This is a genomic window from Viridibacillus sp. FSL E2-0187 (genome assembly GCF_038006425.1).
Taxonomy (GTDB): Bacteria; Bacillota; Bacilli; order Bacillales_A; family Planococcaceae; genus Viridibacillus; species Viridibacillus arvi.
Genome location: NZ_JBBOVG010000001.1, coordinates 1,977,423 through 1,992,224, shown reverse-complemented (window position 1 = coordinate 1,992,224; position 14,802 = coordinate 1,977,423). Strand labels below are relative to the sequence as shown.

The 14,802-nt window shown below is 34.8% G+C and carries 13 protein-coding genes, 1 pseudogene and 1 riboswitch; of the genes and pseudogenes, 11 read left to right on the top strand and 3 right to left on the bottom strand.

What is annotated here, in order from left to right; translation table 11 throughout:
• Window positions 1-26: 26 nt before the first annotated feature.
• On the top strand, window positions 27-1,004 hold the full coding sequence (locus tag MHH85_RS09630) for an MBL fold metallo-hydrolase (RefSeq protein WP_340706863.1): 978 nt from the start codon (window positions 27-29) through the stop codon (window positions 1,002-1,004).
• Window positions 1,005-1,498: 494 nt separating this feature from the next.
• On the opposite strand, the gene MHH85_RS09625 is transcribed toward MHH85_RS09630, so the two are convergent.
• On the bottom strand, window positions 1,499-1,777 hold the full coding sequence (locus MHH85_RS09625; protein ID WP_340706862.1) for a hypothetical protein: 279 nt from the start codon (window positions 1,775-1,777) through the stop codon (window positions 1,499-1,501).
• A 306-nt stretch (window positions 1,778-2,083) separates the two neighbouring features.
• Between MHH85_RS09625 and MHH85_RS09620 the strand changes: the two genes are divergently transcribed.
• The 5 genes and pseudogenes from MHH85_RS09620 to MHH85_RS09600 all read left to right on the top strand — a co-directional run bounded on the left by MHH85_RS09620 (window position 2,084) and on the right by MHH85_RS09600 (window position 7,849).
• Window positions 2,084-3,040 (top strand): tyrosine recombinase XerC, encoded by a 957-nt coding sequence (locus tag MHH85_RS09620; protein ID WP_340706861.1) that lies wholly within the window; start codon window positions 2,084-2,086, stop codon window positions 3,038-3,040.
• 133 nt (window positions 3,041-3,173) lie between these two features.
• Complete coding sequence (locus tag MHH85_RS09615; RefSeq protein ID WP_340706860.1) at window positions 3,174-3,719, top strand: GNAT family N-acetyltransferase; 546 nt, start codon at window positions 3,174-3,176, stop codon at window positions 3,717-3,719.
• 537 nt (window positions 3,720-4,256) lie between these two features.
• Window positions 4,257-5,981 carry a putative bifunctional diguanylate cyclase/phosphodiesterase gene (locus tag MHH85_RS09610; RefSeq protein ID WP_340706859.1) on the top strand — a complete coding sequence of 575 codons (1,725 nt, stop codon included), beginning with the start codon at window positions 4,257-4,259 and terminating at the stop codon, window positions 5,979-5,981.
• A gap of 447 nt (window positions 5,982-6,428) precedes the next feature.
• Window positions 6,429-6,524: riboswitch (SAM riboswitch) on the top strand.
• A gap of 77 nt (window positions 6,525-6,601) precedes the next feature.
• The gene (locus MHH85_RS09605) at window positions 6,602-7,339 is read left to right on the top strand and encodes a cyclase family protein (protein ID WP_340706858.1); all 738 of its coding nucleotides are present in this window, start codon (window positions 6,602-6,604) and stop codon (window positions 7,337-7,339) included.
• A 55-nt stretch (window positions 7,340-7,394) separates the two neighbouring features.
• Window positions 7,395-7,849: pseudogene (locus tag MHH85_RS09600) on the top strand (GNAT family N-acetyltransferase).
• 113 nt (window positions 7,850-7,962) lie between these two features.
• Here MHH85_RS09600 and MHH85_RS09595 read toward each other — a convergent pair.
• Complete coding sequence (locus MHH85_RS09595; RefSeq protein ID WP_340706857.1) at window positions 7,963-8,958, bottom strand: 5-oxoprolinase subunit C family protein; 996 nt, start codon at window positions 8,956-8,958, stop codon at window positions 7,963-7,965.
• Window positions 8,955-9,680: a 5-oxoprolinase subunit PxpB gene (gene pxpB, locus MHH85_RS09590; RefSeq protein ID WP_340706856.1), complete on the bottom strand. Its 726-nt coding sequence runs from the start codon at window positions 9,678-9,680 to the stop codon at window positions 8,955-8,957. The genes MHH85_RS09595 and pxpB overlap by 4 nt, the downstream gene beginning before the upstream one ends.
• A gap of 210 nt (window positions 9,681-9,890) precedes the next feature.
• Here pxpB and MHH85_RS09585 point away from each other — a divergent pair, with 210 nt between their 5' ends.
• The 5 genes from MHH85_RS09585 (at window position 9,891) to panF (ending at window position 14,731) form a co-directional block, all read left to right on the top strand.
• Window positions 9,891-10,652: a LamB/YcsF family protein gene (locus MHH85_RS09585; RefSeq protein ID WP_340706855.1), complete on the top strand. Its 762-nt coding sequence runs from the start codon at window positions 9,891-9,893 to the stop codon at window positions 10,650-10,652.
• Between the two features lie 14 nt (window positions 10,653-10,666).
• Window positions 10,667-11,887 carry an NRAMP family divalent metal transporter gene (locus tag MHH85_RS09580; protein ID WP_340706854.1) on the top strand — a complete coding sequence of 407 codons (1,221 nt, stop codon included), beginning with the start codon at window positions 10,667-10,669 and terminating at the stop codon, window positions 11,885-11,887.
• 21 nt (window positions 11,888-11,908) lie between these two features.
• Window positions 11,909-12,700 carry a putative hydro-lyase gene (locus tag MHH85_RS09575; protein WP_340708147.1) on the top strand — a complete coding sequence of 264 codons (792 nt, stop codon included), beginning with the start codon at window positions 11,909-11,911 and terminating at the stop codon, window positions 12,698-12,700.
• A 319-nt stretch (window positions 12,701-13,019) separates the two neighbouring features.
• Window positions 13,020-13,286: a YhdT family protein gene (locus MHH85_RS09570; RefSeq protein WP_340706853.1), complete on the top strand. Its 267-nt coding sequence runs from the start codon at window positions 13,020-13,022 to the stop codon at window positions 13,284-13,286.
• Window positions 13,286-14,731: a sodium/pantothenate symporter gene (panF, locus tag MHH85_RS09565; RefSeq protein WP_340708146.1), complete on the top strand. Its 1,446-nt coding sequence runs from the start codon at window positions 13,286-13,288 to the stop codon at window positions 14,729-14,731. The genes MHH85_RS09570 and panF overlap by 1 nt, the downstream gene beginning before the upstream one ends.
• Window positions 14,732-14,802: the final 71 nt, after the last annotated feature.

The window sequence follows — 14,802 nt, the reverse complement described above, 5'->3', positions numbered from 1 at the left end:
AATATTTCAAGAAAGGCGTGATAGATTTGATAAGTATTAAGAAAAAGTCTCGTTCAGTTTATCCAATCATAGTGCCTACAAGTTATGGAAATGTAGGCACTATTAATAGTTACATATTAAATGACGGAGATTCATTATCTCTAGTAGATGCGGGGATTCATACAGAGAAATACAAAGATGCACTCATTACTACATTAGCAGTAAATGGTTATCAAATAAGCGATTTATCTCGTATTCTTTTGACACATCATCATGAAGATCATGTTGGCCTAGTCAATTGGGTTCTACAGAAAAAAGATATCCCCGTTTATGCACATCATGAAGCGATTCCACGTCTAATGGTGGAACAAGAATTTCTCGTAATGAGAAAGAATTTTTTTACGGAACTATACATATCAATGGGTTGCATAGAAGAAGCGCAGCCACGCCTAAAAAAATTGCAACAGACAATTGAACATAAAAATGAACACGCTCTTCAAACCATCATTCGTCCTTTAGGGGAGGGGGATAGCATCTTAGGAATGAAAGTATTAGAAACCCCCGGGCATTCTGCTGATTCTATTAGTTTTTATGACGAGGAGAGGCAATGGTTATTAGCAGGGGATGTTGTATTAAAAACAACTTCATCAAATGCAATTGTAGATCCAGATTTAAAAGGGAACCGTCTACATACTGTGAGACAACATAAGGAATCATTAATAAGACTACAGCAGTTAGATGTAGAATACCTTTTTGCTGGGCATCAAGAAATTATTGAAGACCATCAAAATGTCATTTCGAAAAAGCTAGATAAAATACAATCTAAAGCGAATCGTTTATATTCCGTTATTAAAGAAGGGACATATCTTCCTAAAGAAATAGCACAAAATCTATATCGTCATAAGTACAATACAGATTTTTCTCTTGTCATGTCAGAAGTCATTGGCTACTTAGACTATTTAGAAGAAGATGGCCACTTAAAGAAATCATTGCAAAATGGCGTTTGGCACTATAATGCACAGTAATAACAAAACCCACACCATTCATGTTGTGGGTTTTGTTTGGTGTTAGTCCCTCATTATTCTTTATAGCCTCTTTCACAATTATTACTCCCTCATTTTGAATGTTAGTCTACATGCTTTAAACCACCTTTTTTCTTTGCCAAACGTTTTGTCCTCCATTCATAACTACTCTTTGAAAATTACTCCCTCATTTTCATTAACTTAATCGTAGTATATTCTAACTTTTTTATATAATTAGACTTTTCGTAAAAATAAATCATTTCAGGCGATTTATTGACAGATAGTTTATTACATTCCGAATAATATAATAATTATATAGATAAAATTAGTCCCTCTATCGCTTCTTCATCTTTTTCTAGTTGTTTGTATATTTTTTACATAATGATATTTAATTGTATTTTTTTGTCTGATAGAGTATTCGACCTTTCGCTCTTTAGTTAAACTTTCTAAAATCACCGATGCTTCTTCTACTTCATTCACCATTAATAATATTTATACTAATTTTGTATAAATTGTAAATTAAGGTATAAAATTTTCTTTTTGTATTTTTTATTCAAATAAAAGTCCTTTTTTCCAAATATGAATGATTCGTTAATTTCCACCTCTTTAATACATAATAAATATATATTGTTACAATAGTTAGGTAGGATTTGATTTTCTTCTCCCTCGTTTGCAAGTGAGATTGTTTTGAATAATGCGCGTTCAGCTGCTTTATAATCGCCTTGAATTTCCAACTTCCTTACGACTATTTGAGAAAATTGATTTTTTTTAGACACCTCTCTGCTTCTCAATTTATATTATAATTATTAACTAATGTAACATATTTTCTCATATTCTAACTTAATTTATTGCTGAAATTGGGGGAGAAAATCGAAAAACCAAAGCAATTCGAGACCTATAATGATACGAATATTGCATTCTCGAATCGTCTGAGAGCGAATTTGGAGCATCCTAATTTTTAGGAGGAAACAGGGCTTTTAGGAAGGAGAATCTCGATAAAAATTGTTTTTCAAAAAAGGTTCCCAAATACGCATTTGGGAACCTTTTTTATGCTAGAATAGTAGTATAAGAGGTGACGAATTTTGAAAACTACATACCCAAAAGTAATGAGAGACTTCCTAGTTTATTTAACAGCGATTAAAGGAAAGTCAAAAAGAACGCGTGAAGAATATGAATATGATTTATTATTATTTTTTAGATTCTTAAAAGCGGTACAACAAGATATGGATATAAAGTTAGTGGATCAAATAGATATATCAGATATAACAATCGATTTTATCCGAGAAATATCATTAGAAGACATGTACTTGTTTTTAGAGTATTGTGAGGAGCAAAGACGAAATAGTGCACATGCAAGAGCAAGAAAAGGTGCTACATTAAAGTCTTTTTTCAATTATTTGAAATCAAAACGACATTTAATAGAAGATAACCCTGCGAGTGAGTTAGAATCTCCTAAAATAGGGAAGAGACAACCTATTTATATGACGATGGAAGAGGCAAGAATTTTCATAGATGGAATAAAGGAATCTACGCATTACTATCGTAATTATTGCATGATTACCTTTTTTTTAAACTTAGGAATACGTGTAACAGAGCTATGTAAACTGAATTTAACCTCCATACAAGGTGACTATTTAACTGTTACAGGTAAAGGTGATAAGGAAAGAACCGTTTTCCTAAATGAAGCGTGTCAGAGCGCTCTATCACGTTATTTAAAGAAAGAACGCTACGCTATAAAAGGCGCAGATACAAGTAATTCTCTATTTCTATCACAGAAAGGAACACGCTTAACAAGGCAACGTGTTGCTAAAATAGTAAAAGAGATTAACGAGCAATCAGGGTTGAATAAAACAAAGCTAACACCGCATAAATTACGCCATACTTCTGCAACTATGATGTATAAAAGTGGAGCAGACATTCGTAGTTTACAGCAGATTTTAGGGCACTCTAGTGTTTCTACAACGCAGATTTATACGCATGTAGAAGATAAAGAAATCCAACAAGTGATTGAAAACAACCCATTTAATCAATTAATTTAATAAGAACAGTGTATTTTGCATACAAATCCGCACTCATTTTGAGCTAGCGGATTTTTTTATTTTAAATCTATTTACATAGTACTTAATTGATACTATAATTCCTTATTAATACATTTTGACTAGGAGGTTTCATATGTTTGCTGTAGAGATTGATGAGAAATTGCAACTGAAGTTATTGCAAGAGCATGATGCACAAGAGTTATTTACAGTTATGATGGGATCAAAAGAGAGTTTAAGAGAGTGGTTGCCCTTTATAGATTCAAATGAAGTGGTAGAAGATACATTACAATTTATTCGGTCAGCTATGAAACAATTTAGTGCTAATGACGGCTTCCAAACTGCCATCGTATATGAAGATAACATAGTTGGAGTTATTGGTTTTCACCATATAAATTGGCAAAACAAGTCTACAAGTATCGGATATTGGTTAGCGAAGGACTATGAAGGGTTAGGTATTATGACCAAATCCGTACATAAGCTTATGGATCATGCCTTTAATGATTTGAAGCTAAAACGTATAGAAATTCGTGCAGCTATTGAAAATAAGAGAAGTAGAGCGATTCCAGAGCGAATAGGGATGACATTAGAAGGTATTAGTCGTCAATCAGAGTGGTTATACGATCATTTTGTAGATCATGCCGTTTATAGCATTCTTCAAGAAGAATGGAAAATTAAGTAATTAAAGACCATCTTGAATGGTCTTTTTTTCAATTAGTTTACATAATATTATTATGTAAACTAATTGAAATTTGCATGTAAAATTTAGGAAAATGTCTAATAGTTACTATTACCTAATATTATTGATTTTATATAATTTAAACTTAAATGAATTAGTGATTTTTTAAATTTTTTTAATAGTAATTGAAAAAAAGTAGCTCACTAAATTTCTTTTTCATTTATTCGTTCCTGACAATCGAACTAGCCAAATTTTTCGGATTATTGCATTTTATAATTCCTGTATTTGAATTATTTTACAGCGAAAAACCTATATACTGTAGAAAAAATATGTCACAACTACTATAAAAACTATATGAATGGTGTAAAAATTTGATAATAGGAATTTCTCCCTTTGACTTGTATTGTTTCATAGCTTTTTCTAATTAGGACTTTTTACCTTTTGTTTTAATTTGAATAATAGCCTTATATTGGTTGTGATAAAATAGTAACAAGAGAGAAATTGCTCGAATTATGCCGAACTGATTAGGAGTGAGGTCATATGGACCAAGATTATAGTCAAACGACAGATCTTAGCCTACATAATGATGCGTATTCAGTACAACAATTAATAGATATTCAACATGCATTGGACCAATCTATTATCGTCGCAATAACAGATAATAGAGGTATCATTACATTTGTAAATAATCATTTTTGTACCATTTCAAAATACAGTAAAGATGAGTTAATTGGGCAAGATCACCGTTTGTTGAACTCTGGCCATCATCCTAAAGCCTTTTTCAAAGAATTGTGGCGTACAATTGGTAGCGGAAAAATATGGCGTGGTGATATTTGTAACCGCGCAAAAGATGGTAGTTTATATTGGGTACAAACAACGATAATACCTTTTTTGAATGATAAAGGTAAACTTTATCAATATGTGTCGATTCGAACAGATGTAACGGAACAAAAAAATATAAAAAAACTAAAATTCTTTGCTTATCATGACGAATTGACGGGTTTATATAACCGGAGAAAGTTGAATATATGTTTAGCAGATCAATTCAAAAATGTACATAAAGAAGGCTTTTCATTATCACTCTTAATGATAGATATCGACCGTTTTAAGAGTATTAATGATGGATTAGGGCATTTAACAGGTGATTTATTTCTAATTGAAGTAGCGACTCGCTTGAAAAGATTAGGTATCGACGAAAAATCACTGTTTCGCTATAGTGGTGATAAATTTGCGATCATATTGAAGAATAATGAACATGCTATTTGGAAGGCACATCAAATAATGGCTAATTTTGAAGATAGTTTTTTGATTGAACAATTTGAATTCTATTCTTCTATTAGTATCGGTATAAGCTCAAGTCTAGCTGGTGCAGATACACCCGAGGACTTAATAAAGTTTGCGAATGTGGCCTTGCTAGAAGCTAAAAAGAATAGAGCTAGCAATTACATACAGTATGAAAATACGATGAATAGTACTCATAATCAATTCCTGCTGCTAGAAACAAAACTCCGTCATGCTATTAAGCAAGATGAAATTCAACTATATTATCAACCGAAAATCGATTTAAAAACAAATCAATTAAACGGAATGGAAGCTTTAATTCGTTGGTATGATAAGGATTACGGTTTTATTTCTCCAGCTAAGTTTATCCCTTTTGCAGAAGAGTGTGGATTGATTAGTTCTATTGGTGAATGGACATTGAAAAGGGCTTGTAAACAAATGAAGAAGTGGCTTGATGAATATGGGTTTGATATTCGTATTTCAGTTAATATTTCGCCTATTCATTTGAAGGAAAGAAATTTTGTGTACAATTTACGTGCAGTATTACAAGATACAGGTTTACCAGCAAAAAATTTAGAGTTGGAAATTACCGAAATGAGCTTAATGCATCAAACAGAGGAATTAATTGAAACGTTTAATCAAATAAAAGCTCTAGGTGTAATCATCGCTATTGATGACTTTGGAACAGGATACTCCTCTCTAAGCTATTTAAAACAGTTTCCAATTGATGTATTGAAAATCGATCAATCGTTCATCCATGGTTTAAAATCAGGGCTTAGTAATGTCGCAATGGTGACTGCTATTATCAAATTAGCACATGCATTAAGTATGCAGGTGGTTGCTGAAGGGGTAGAGACGGAAGATGAATTATATATCGTCCGTGAAAACCTATGTGACTTTGCACAAGGATATTACTTTAGTAAGCCATTACCGACAGATGAATTTTCCGCAAAATTACATGAATTGTATGTATCGAGAATTTAGGGAAGTGTTATATATAGAAAGCTAGACAAAAGGTCACCCAATACGCTGGGGTGACTTTTTTTATAATTTTTATTCAAAACGTTTGTTTATTATCTAATTTATTTAGTATTTAGTTTTGCTTCTTATAGTAGTAAGAACTTAACAAATATATTATATAAATTGTAGCCGGCTATCGCGAGATTTTTATAGTTTTGAGGATCAACTAAGTCAGTTTCAGCTAAACGTGCACTGAGAGTGGCTCAGTGCCCTTTACAAAGCCTCTTGATAGTAGGCGGTTAGCATTTGGCCATTTGGCATCAAACAAGGCTAGAGCGCATATTACACTATTATTGTAGAAGAAAGCTATCATAATTGATTATAAAAATCATATATTATAAAGAATTTTCTAAATTTTTATTGACAATAGATTTCTATAGTTGTAAATTAAGAATCAACAAAATAACTTTTTTCTTATCCAGAGAGGTGGAGGGACTGGCCCTGTGAAATCTCAGCAACGGACGATGTACCGTGCTAATTCCAGAAGCGTATGCTTGAAGATAAGAAGAGTGCATGGACGTATCGTCAACCTCTTCTTATCAAGAAGAGGTTTTTTTGTTCAAAAAAATGATGAGGTGATGGATATGTCAACAGAATTAATCAATGCACTACAAACGTTAAAAGAAAAGAAATGGATCGATTTAACACATACTTTTGGAGCAGAAACACCCCGTTTCAACGCATTCAATGGGTTGGAAAAAACAACTTTATTTTCACATGATGATGGTTTTTTTGCTCAAAATTTCTCGTTTGCTGGACAATATGGAACACATTTAGATGCACCTATTCACTTTGTTCGTGATGCTCGTTATTTAGAAGAATTAGAGTTAAAAGAACTTGCATTGCCGCTCATTGTAATAGATCATTCAAAAGATGCAGCAGAGAATCATGATTTCACGATTTCAGTTGAAGATATTTTGAAATTCGAAGCCGAACACGGTGAAATTGAAGCGGGTACATTTGTTGCTCTTCGTACGGATTGGAGCAAACGCTGGCCTAATGTTGAAGCATTCAATAACTTTGATGCTGAGGGAAATCCACATGCACCAGGATGGTCGGTTGATGCGCTAAAATTCTTGTTTGAAGAGCGTCATATTAAAGCAGTAGGACATGAAACTTTTGATACGGATTCTAGCATTTTATACCGTCAAAACAATGCATTACTAGGTGAACTATATGTATTGGAACAAGATACATATCAAGTAGAGTTGCTAACTAATCTAGACCAGCTACCCGCAAAAGGGGCTGTCATCTTTAACATCGTACCTAAACCTGAAAAGGCTTCTGGCTTCCCAGTTCGCTCATTTGCTATCCTGCCTTAAGTACGTACCTTGAATGTACTTGCAAATGAATAATAGAAACTGAGAGGTGTATTCTTTGGATATTAGAATTGATGATTTATCAGGTGATGACGTTAAGGCGTTACTGGAGGAGCATCTCCAAGGTATGGCACTAAATTCTCCACCAGAAAGTATACATGAGTTAAATATCGAGGAATAAAAAAACCAGAGATTACTTTCTGTAGTGCATGGAAAGAAGGCGCATTAGCAGGTTGCGGAGCACTAAAAGAACTGGATGCACACCATGGTGAAATAAAATAAATGAGTACTGCATCATTATATTTACGGAAAGGCGTTGCAAGAAGTATTCTTGAGCATATTATTGAAGTGGCTAGGTACCGTGGATATAAGCGATTAAGTTTAGAAACAGGTTCAATGGAGGTTTATGAACCTGCTAAGAGGCTGTATTTGAAAAAAGGGTTTCAATATTGTAAGCCTTTTTCTAATTACATTGAGGATCCGAATAGTTTATTTATGACTTTAAAGTTATAAGTAAATATACAAAGATATAAAAATAATAAGAGCATGTTTTGAATAATCTTCATTCAAAACATGCTCTTTCTCTTTGTTCTTCTATATTTTTGTTGGACAAAACTTTTTACATGTTAAGAAAGCTTTGCAGAACAGCGAATAGCAGTAGCGATAGTTTTTATTTTTTGCTCTTTAGCTATTAATGCTTGTTGAGCTTCCTCTAATGTTACGAGCTTGAATCGGATTTTAGCGCCTGTTTGTAACTGTGCAAGACTAGCTAAATCAGCTGTGATGACTTGAACCATTTTCGGATAACCACCAGTTGTTTGACGATCGGCCATTAAAATGATCGGTTTACCACTTGGTGGGATTTGAACTGTTCCAAAGGTCACAGCCTCTGATAATAATTCGAATTTCTCTGTCAATGATAACGCTGGCCCCTCAAAGCGGTACCCCATACGATCAGCTTCTGTAGAAAGCGTGTAAGGGTTGTTTGTTAAGCAATGCTGACTTTCAGTGGTAAAACTATCCCACTCTGTACCAGGCATCACACGTATTGTTTGCTGTTGCTTTAAAGAGATTAATTCGTTGTAATTTACAGACCAAGAAGCAGGACCTACTAGTTGTATTGCATATTGATGTATTTCTTTATTACTTTTAGTATAAGGTCCGATATTTATTTCATCCTGCTTTTGCAATGCTCTACCTTCAAATCCGCCCATTCCCGCCTTTAAATATGTACTTTTACTATTCATTATAATAGGAACTTGAATACCGCCAGCAAAGCTTACATAAGCACGACAACCTTTGTGGGCTCTTTTAAACTTTAATAAGTCTCCTTTTTTCACTATAAATGGACGCCAAAGTGGTGCAGGCTCATTATTAATCGTTGCTGTTAAATCTCCACCTGTTAGTGCAATAAGATGGTCATCATTAAATTGTAATACAGTCCCAAATAATGAAACCTCAAGTACGGCTTCACTTTCTAAGTTACCTACAAGAATATTCGCAATTCTTAATGAATAAGCATCCATAGCACCACTAACGATGACTCCATATTTTTGTGACCCGAATCTCCCTAGATCTTGAATGGTAGTTAATAAACCTGGTTTAACGACTGTAACTGTCATGATCTTGTCTCCTTCAATTGTTTGTATTCTTTTTCAGATATTGGTTTAAAGCGAATACAATCACCTGCTTGCAATAGGGAAGGTGGTGTTTCATTTGGTAAAAATAAATCGAGTGGCGTACGACCGATGATTTGCCAGCCACCAGGTGTTTCAAATGGGTAAATTCCTGTTTGTTTGCCTGCAATCCCAACCGAAAGTGCAGGAATGGCAAGTCTAGGTGTTTCTTTTCGAGGTGTTGCTATAGCTTCATTCATGCCTCCCATAAAAGCAAAACCAGGTGCAAAACCAAGCATATAAACAAGACAATCATTTGCACTATGTAACTGAATGACTTCATCTGTCGTTAAACCATTAATTTCGGCCACATATTCTAAGTCTGGACCATATTCACCACCATAGACAACGGGTATTTCAACTACTCTTTGCGTGTGTTGTTTAACTGTTGTCATTTGAGTAATCAGTTGTTGTACATACCGACATACAAAGCTATATGATGTTACATTTCCATTAACCTTAAAAAGTGTATATGGATTGTAGTAAATTGTAATATTTGTATATGCTGGAACAGCTTCTATAAACCCTTCAAATGGCTGTTCTTCAAGTAATGATGCTAAATTTTGTAAAATAGTGCAGTTTGATGGATCAATTGTATTCCCAATCTGAACCATTACTGCTGAATCACCCAAAGGTTTAAATTTCACGTGTTTAAATTCTTCTCCCATAACGTACAACCCCTCATTTTGCATATTAAACAATATAATCATATAGATAGATAATAGTAAATGACAAGTAAGTTATTTACAATTGATAATTCATTATTGTGAGAAAGTTCAAAAATAAATGTTTTCAGAATAATGATTTAGTGATAATATAAATTTTGTGTTAGAAAAACTGACATTAAATCAATTTTGAATTAGTAAGGGGCTGAGAAAATGTTTCGTGTAGACTTGAATTGCGATTTAGGAGAAAGTTTTGGTCAATACAAACTAGGGGAACAAGAAGAAATTTTAAATTATATTACTTCAGCTAATGTAGCATGTGGTTTCCATGCAGGAGACCCAACAGTGATGAGGGAAACAGTTAAAATGGCTATAGCTAAAGGTGTAAAAATTGGTGCTCATCCTGGTTTGCCTGATTTAAATGGCTTCGGACGTCGCCCAATGCAAATTACTCCTCAAGAAGGCTATGACATGATCGTATATCAAATTGGTGCACTACAAGGGTTTTTATCAACATTCGGCGAGAAAATGCAGCACGTAAAACCTCATGGAGCATTATATAATATGGCTGCGAAAGATCAGGCATTATCTGAAGCTATTGCACAAGCTGTATATGATGTCTCACCTGAGCTTGTATTATTCGGATTAGCTGGAAGTGAGTTAACGAAGGCAGGAGAAAAACTTGGTCTTCAAACAGCTCATGAAGTATTTTCTGATCGTACATATCAAGCGGATGGTTCACTTACTTCACGCACACAATCAGATGCTTTAGTAACAGACGAGGAACAGTCTGTAAATCAAGTCGTAACGATGGTCAAAGAAGGTTATATTGAGTCTCAACAACAAACGAAAGTATTATTACGAGCAGATACTGTTTGTATCCATGGGGATGGAATACATGCACTTGCATTTGCAAAATATATACGAAACACATTGGAGAAAAATAACATCAACGTTCAAGCATTTCACGTATAAAAAGGGGTTTTCATATGACAAAGGTTAGCTTAGATCAAGGACAAGGCAGAAAGAAAGTAGGACGTAGCGTCTTATTAGGAGCTGCCTTCCTAATGGCAACATCATCGATTGGACCAGGGTTTTTAACACAAACGACGGTCTTTACACAACAATTAGGAGCTAGTTTTGCCTTTGTTATTCTAGTTTCACTTATTTTAGATGTCTTCGCTCAAATGAATGTATGGCGTATCATCGCAGTATCAGGTATGCGTGGTCAAGAAATTGCCAACAAAGTACTTCCTGGTTTAGGTCTTGTATTAGCCATCATGATTGTTATTGGTGGACTAGCTTTTAATATCGGAAACGTTGCTGGAGCTGGTCTAGGATTGAATGCTATGCTCGGCTTGGATCCGATTATGGGCGCAGTTATTAGTGCAGTATTTGCAATTTTCATTTTTCTTGTAAAAGAAGCAGGTAAAGCGATGGATAAGGTTGCACAAGCAGCTGGCTTTATCATGATTTTACTTATGATGTATGTTGCTTTTACAACATCGCCACCAGTTGGTGATGCATTAGCAAATACATTTACACCAGAAAAACTGGATATCCTTTCAATCGTAACTTTAGTTGGTGGGACAGTTGGTGGGTACATTGTTTTCGCCGGTGGCCACCGTTTACTAGATGCAGGAGTTAAAGGAGTAGAATCTTTACCTGATGTAACGAAAAGTTCAGTAACAGGTATTGCTGCTACTGGTATTATGCGTGTAGCACTATTCTTAGCGGTATTAGGTGTAGTACATCAAGGTTTGGCAATTGACCCTGCTAACCCACCTGCTTCTGTCTTTAAATTAGCTGCAGGTGAAATTGGTTATCGTATGTTTGGTGTTATTATGTGGGCAGCTGCGATTACTTCTGTAGTCGGTGCTGCATATACATCTGTATCATTTATTCGTTCATTCCACCCAATGATTGAAAAGTATCATAACTGGGTTATTATTGGCTTTATCGTGGTATCAACTATCACATTTGCATTCGTTGGTAAACCTGTGAAAATTCTAGTTTTAGTAGGGGCAATCAATGCAATAATCTTACCGCTTGCACTTGGTACGTTATTAATCGCAGCATATAAAAAAGATGTTGTTGGGAACTATAAGCATCCGATGTGGTTAACGATTCCTGGTATTTTTGTTGTAGTCGTTATGGCTGTACTTAGCGTTCGAACACTTATTGTCGAATTACCTAAACTATTTAGCTAGTAAAGAAAGTGGGGAAATATGATGACACAATTCGATACAATGGCTCCAACTGCTATTCGAAAATTAATTCGAAATGGTGAACTGACAGGACCAACAGCGGGAATGGCTAAAGGCTATACACAAGCAAACTTAGTGATTTTAAAGAAAGAATATGCGTATGATTTCTTGTTGTTCTGTCAACGCAATCCCAAATCTTGCCCACTAGTGGATGTATCCGATATTGGGTCATTTACACCTAACTCTATTGCTCCTGGTTCAGATATTCGCAAAGATATACCGAGATATCGAATATATCGTGATGGTGTTTTCACTGAAGAAGTAACCGATGTTACAGATTATTGGGAAGATGATATGGTTTGTTTTCTATTAGGATGTAGCTTTACTTTTGAAACGCCACTACTTGCAAGTGGAATTCCAGTAAGACATATTGAAGAAGGTTGTAATGTACCTATGTATAAAACGAATATCCCATGCGAAAAAGCAGGTATTTTTGAAGGCCCAATGGTTGTTAGTATGCGTCCTATGAAACATGCTGACGCAATCCGAGCTGTACAAATTACTTCTCGCTTCCCAGATGTTCATGGTGCCCCAGTTCATATTGGCGATCCAAGCCAAATTGGGATCACAGATGTGAATATGCCTGATTTTGGAGATGCTGTAACAATCAAAGAAGACGAGGTACCAGTATTTTGGGCTTGTGGCGTTACACCTCAAGCAGTAGCGATGGAAAGTAAACCAGCTATTATGATTACCCACGGACCCGGTTGTATGTTCATCAGTGATTTAAAAGATGATAAATTAAGCGTACTTTAAGTTTTAAAGCGCCTCCAAGTTAGAAAGTTAACTTAGAGGCGTTTTTTATATGTGTTTTACTTATATTTTCCTTAACATCTTGTCACTGCAAGTGATGTTTTTTCTTAGCTAATCCTCCTTTTTTGATTCCAAAAATACTATTTATGTAAATATATCCATTAAATATATAAATAGGTATTATTATATCAATATTTTTTAGTTTACATAATATTATTATGTAAACTAAACTCTATACTTTCAATTTTTTAAACGAGAACGTATTATTATTAAAGCAACTTATTTTTGATATGTTGTGATTTGTCATAAAGGAGATTGTTATATGAATGATAAGCGATTTAAAATTGCGCATCGGGAAGCTATCATTGGGGTGATTCTTGTAATCATCAACTTCAGTATTTGGTTTGGCTTTGCTTATGGGATGGGCTCAGGAGATCCTTCTTCTTATACATATGTATTTGGTTTTCCAGCATGGTTTTTCTATAGCTGTATTGCAGGTACTATTTTCATGGTCATCCTGATAGTTTTTGTTATTAAATTCCTCTTCACAGAAGTGTCATTTGACGATGAGGAGAGTGAACACAAATGATACATTGGCAAGTAATTATTCCATTAGTTGTTTTTCTTGTACTTATATTTGGAATTGGGATATGGGCAAATCGCCAAGTCATGCAATCAAATTCGTTCTTGCAAGAATATTTCCTTGGCGGACGTGAAATGGGTGGCTTCTTACTAGCGATGACAATGATGGCCACTTACGGTAGTGCAGGTAGCTTTATTGGCGGACCAGGTGTTGCCTACAATACTGGCCTAGGTTGGGTACTTTTGGCGATGGCCCAGTTACCAGCAGGTTATTTCGTTCTAATGATTCTCGGTAAAAAATTTGCAATTATTGCTCGTAAATATCAAGCAATCACACTAATTGATTTTTTACGTGAACGATATCAAAGCAAAACGGTTGTCATAGTATCTGCAGTTAGTATAATTCTATTTTTATTTGCTTCCATGGCTGCACAGTGGATTGGTGGAGCGCGATTAATAGAGTCATTAACCGGCTTAAACTATTCAGCTGCATTGTTTATCTTTGCAGGTGCTGTATTAATATATGTGATTATTGGCGGTTTCCGTGCAGTCGCATTAACGGATGCAGTACAAGGTTCAGTAATGGTCATTGGGACAGTCATTTTACTTGTCGCAACGGTTATTGCTGGTGGTGGAATTTCAAATATAATGAGTGATTTAGTCGCTGAAAATCCGAATCTTGTATCTCCTTATGGTGCAGATCGTAGTTTAACGCCATTATACGTATCGACATTTTGGATTTTAATTGGGATAGGTGTTATAGGCTTACCTCAAATTGCGGTTCGTGCCATGTCATATAAAAACTCAAAAGGCATGCATTCAGCCATTATTATTGGCACAATTGCACTGGCTACAGTTATGTTTGGCATGCATTTAATTGGTGTACTAGCACGTCCTGTACTACCAGGGGTAGAAATAGGTGATAAAGTGATGCCTTTACTGACTTTAAAAGTATTACCACCTTATTTAGCAGGAATTGTACTTGCTGCTCCTATGGCAGCAATCATGTCTACGGTCAATGCTTTACTTATTTTAGTAAGTTCAACTGTTGTAAAAGATATTTACTTAAACTATATAAAACCAACTGCTTCAGACGCACAGATTAAAAAGGCAAGTTTCTATGTGACTACAGTTATTGGAATAGCTGTGGTACTAGTAGCTCTACGACCACCAGATTTACTTATCTGGCTGAACTTATTTGCTTTTGGTGGATTGGAATCTGTATTCCTATGGCCGGTTATATTCGGTCTATATTGGAAAACAGGAAACAAATACGGTGCGATTGCTTCAATGATTATCGGGATTTCATCATATATCTACATCGATCAAATAATGCCAAGTGTATTAGGTATGCATACGGTTACGTTGCCTATTATCTTATCTTTAGTAGCATTTGTTGTAGTAAGTCTTGTTACGAAGGACAAAGTTAAGAATGAGACCTCAATTATTTAATAAAAAACACCAAACTTTCAATTACAAAGTTTGGTGTTTTTTATATGGAAAAATAGGATAAAAATTTTCGT

Coding starts and splice junctions, on each gene's coding strand:
- MHH85_RS09615 (WP_340706860.1), top strand. CDS start 3,174: ATGTTTGCTGTAGAGATTGATGAGAAATTGCAACTGAAGTTATTGCAA.
- MHH85_RS09610 (WP_340706859.1), top strand. CDS start 4,257: ATGGACCAAGATTATAGTCAAACGACAGATCTTAGCCTACATAATGAT.
- MHH85_RS09605 (WP_340706858.1), top strand. CDS start 6,602: ATGTCAACAGAATTAATCAATGCACTACAAACGTTAAAAGAAAAGAAA.
- MHH85_RS09595 (WP_340706857.1), bottom strand. CDS start 8,958: ATGACAGTTACAGTCGTTAAACCAGGTTTATTAACTACCATTCAAGAT.
- pxpB (WP_340706856.1), bottom strand. CDS start 9,680: ATGGGAGAAGAATTTAAACACGTGAAATTTAAACCTTTGGGTGATTCA.
- MHH85_RS09585 (WP_340706855.1), top strand. CDS start 9,891: ATGTTTCGTGTAGACTTGAATTGCGATTTAGGAGAAAGTTTTGGTCAA.
- MHH85_RS09580 (WP_340706854.1), top strand. CDS start 10,667: ATGACAAAGGTTAGCTTAGATCAAGGACAAGGCAGAAAGAAAGTAGGA.
- MHH85_RS09575 (WP_340708147.1), top strand. CDS start 11,909: ATGACACAATTCGATACAATGGCTCCAACTGCTATTCGAAAATTAATT.
- MHH85_RS09570 (WP_340706853.1), top strand. CDS start 13,020: ATGAATGATAAGCGATTTAAAATTGCGCATCGGGAAGCTATCATTGGG.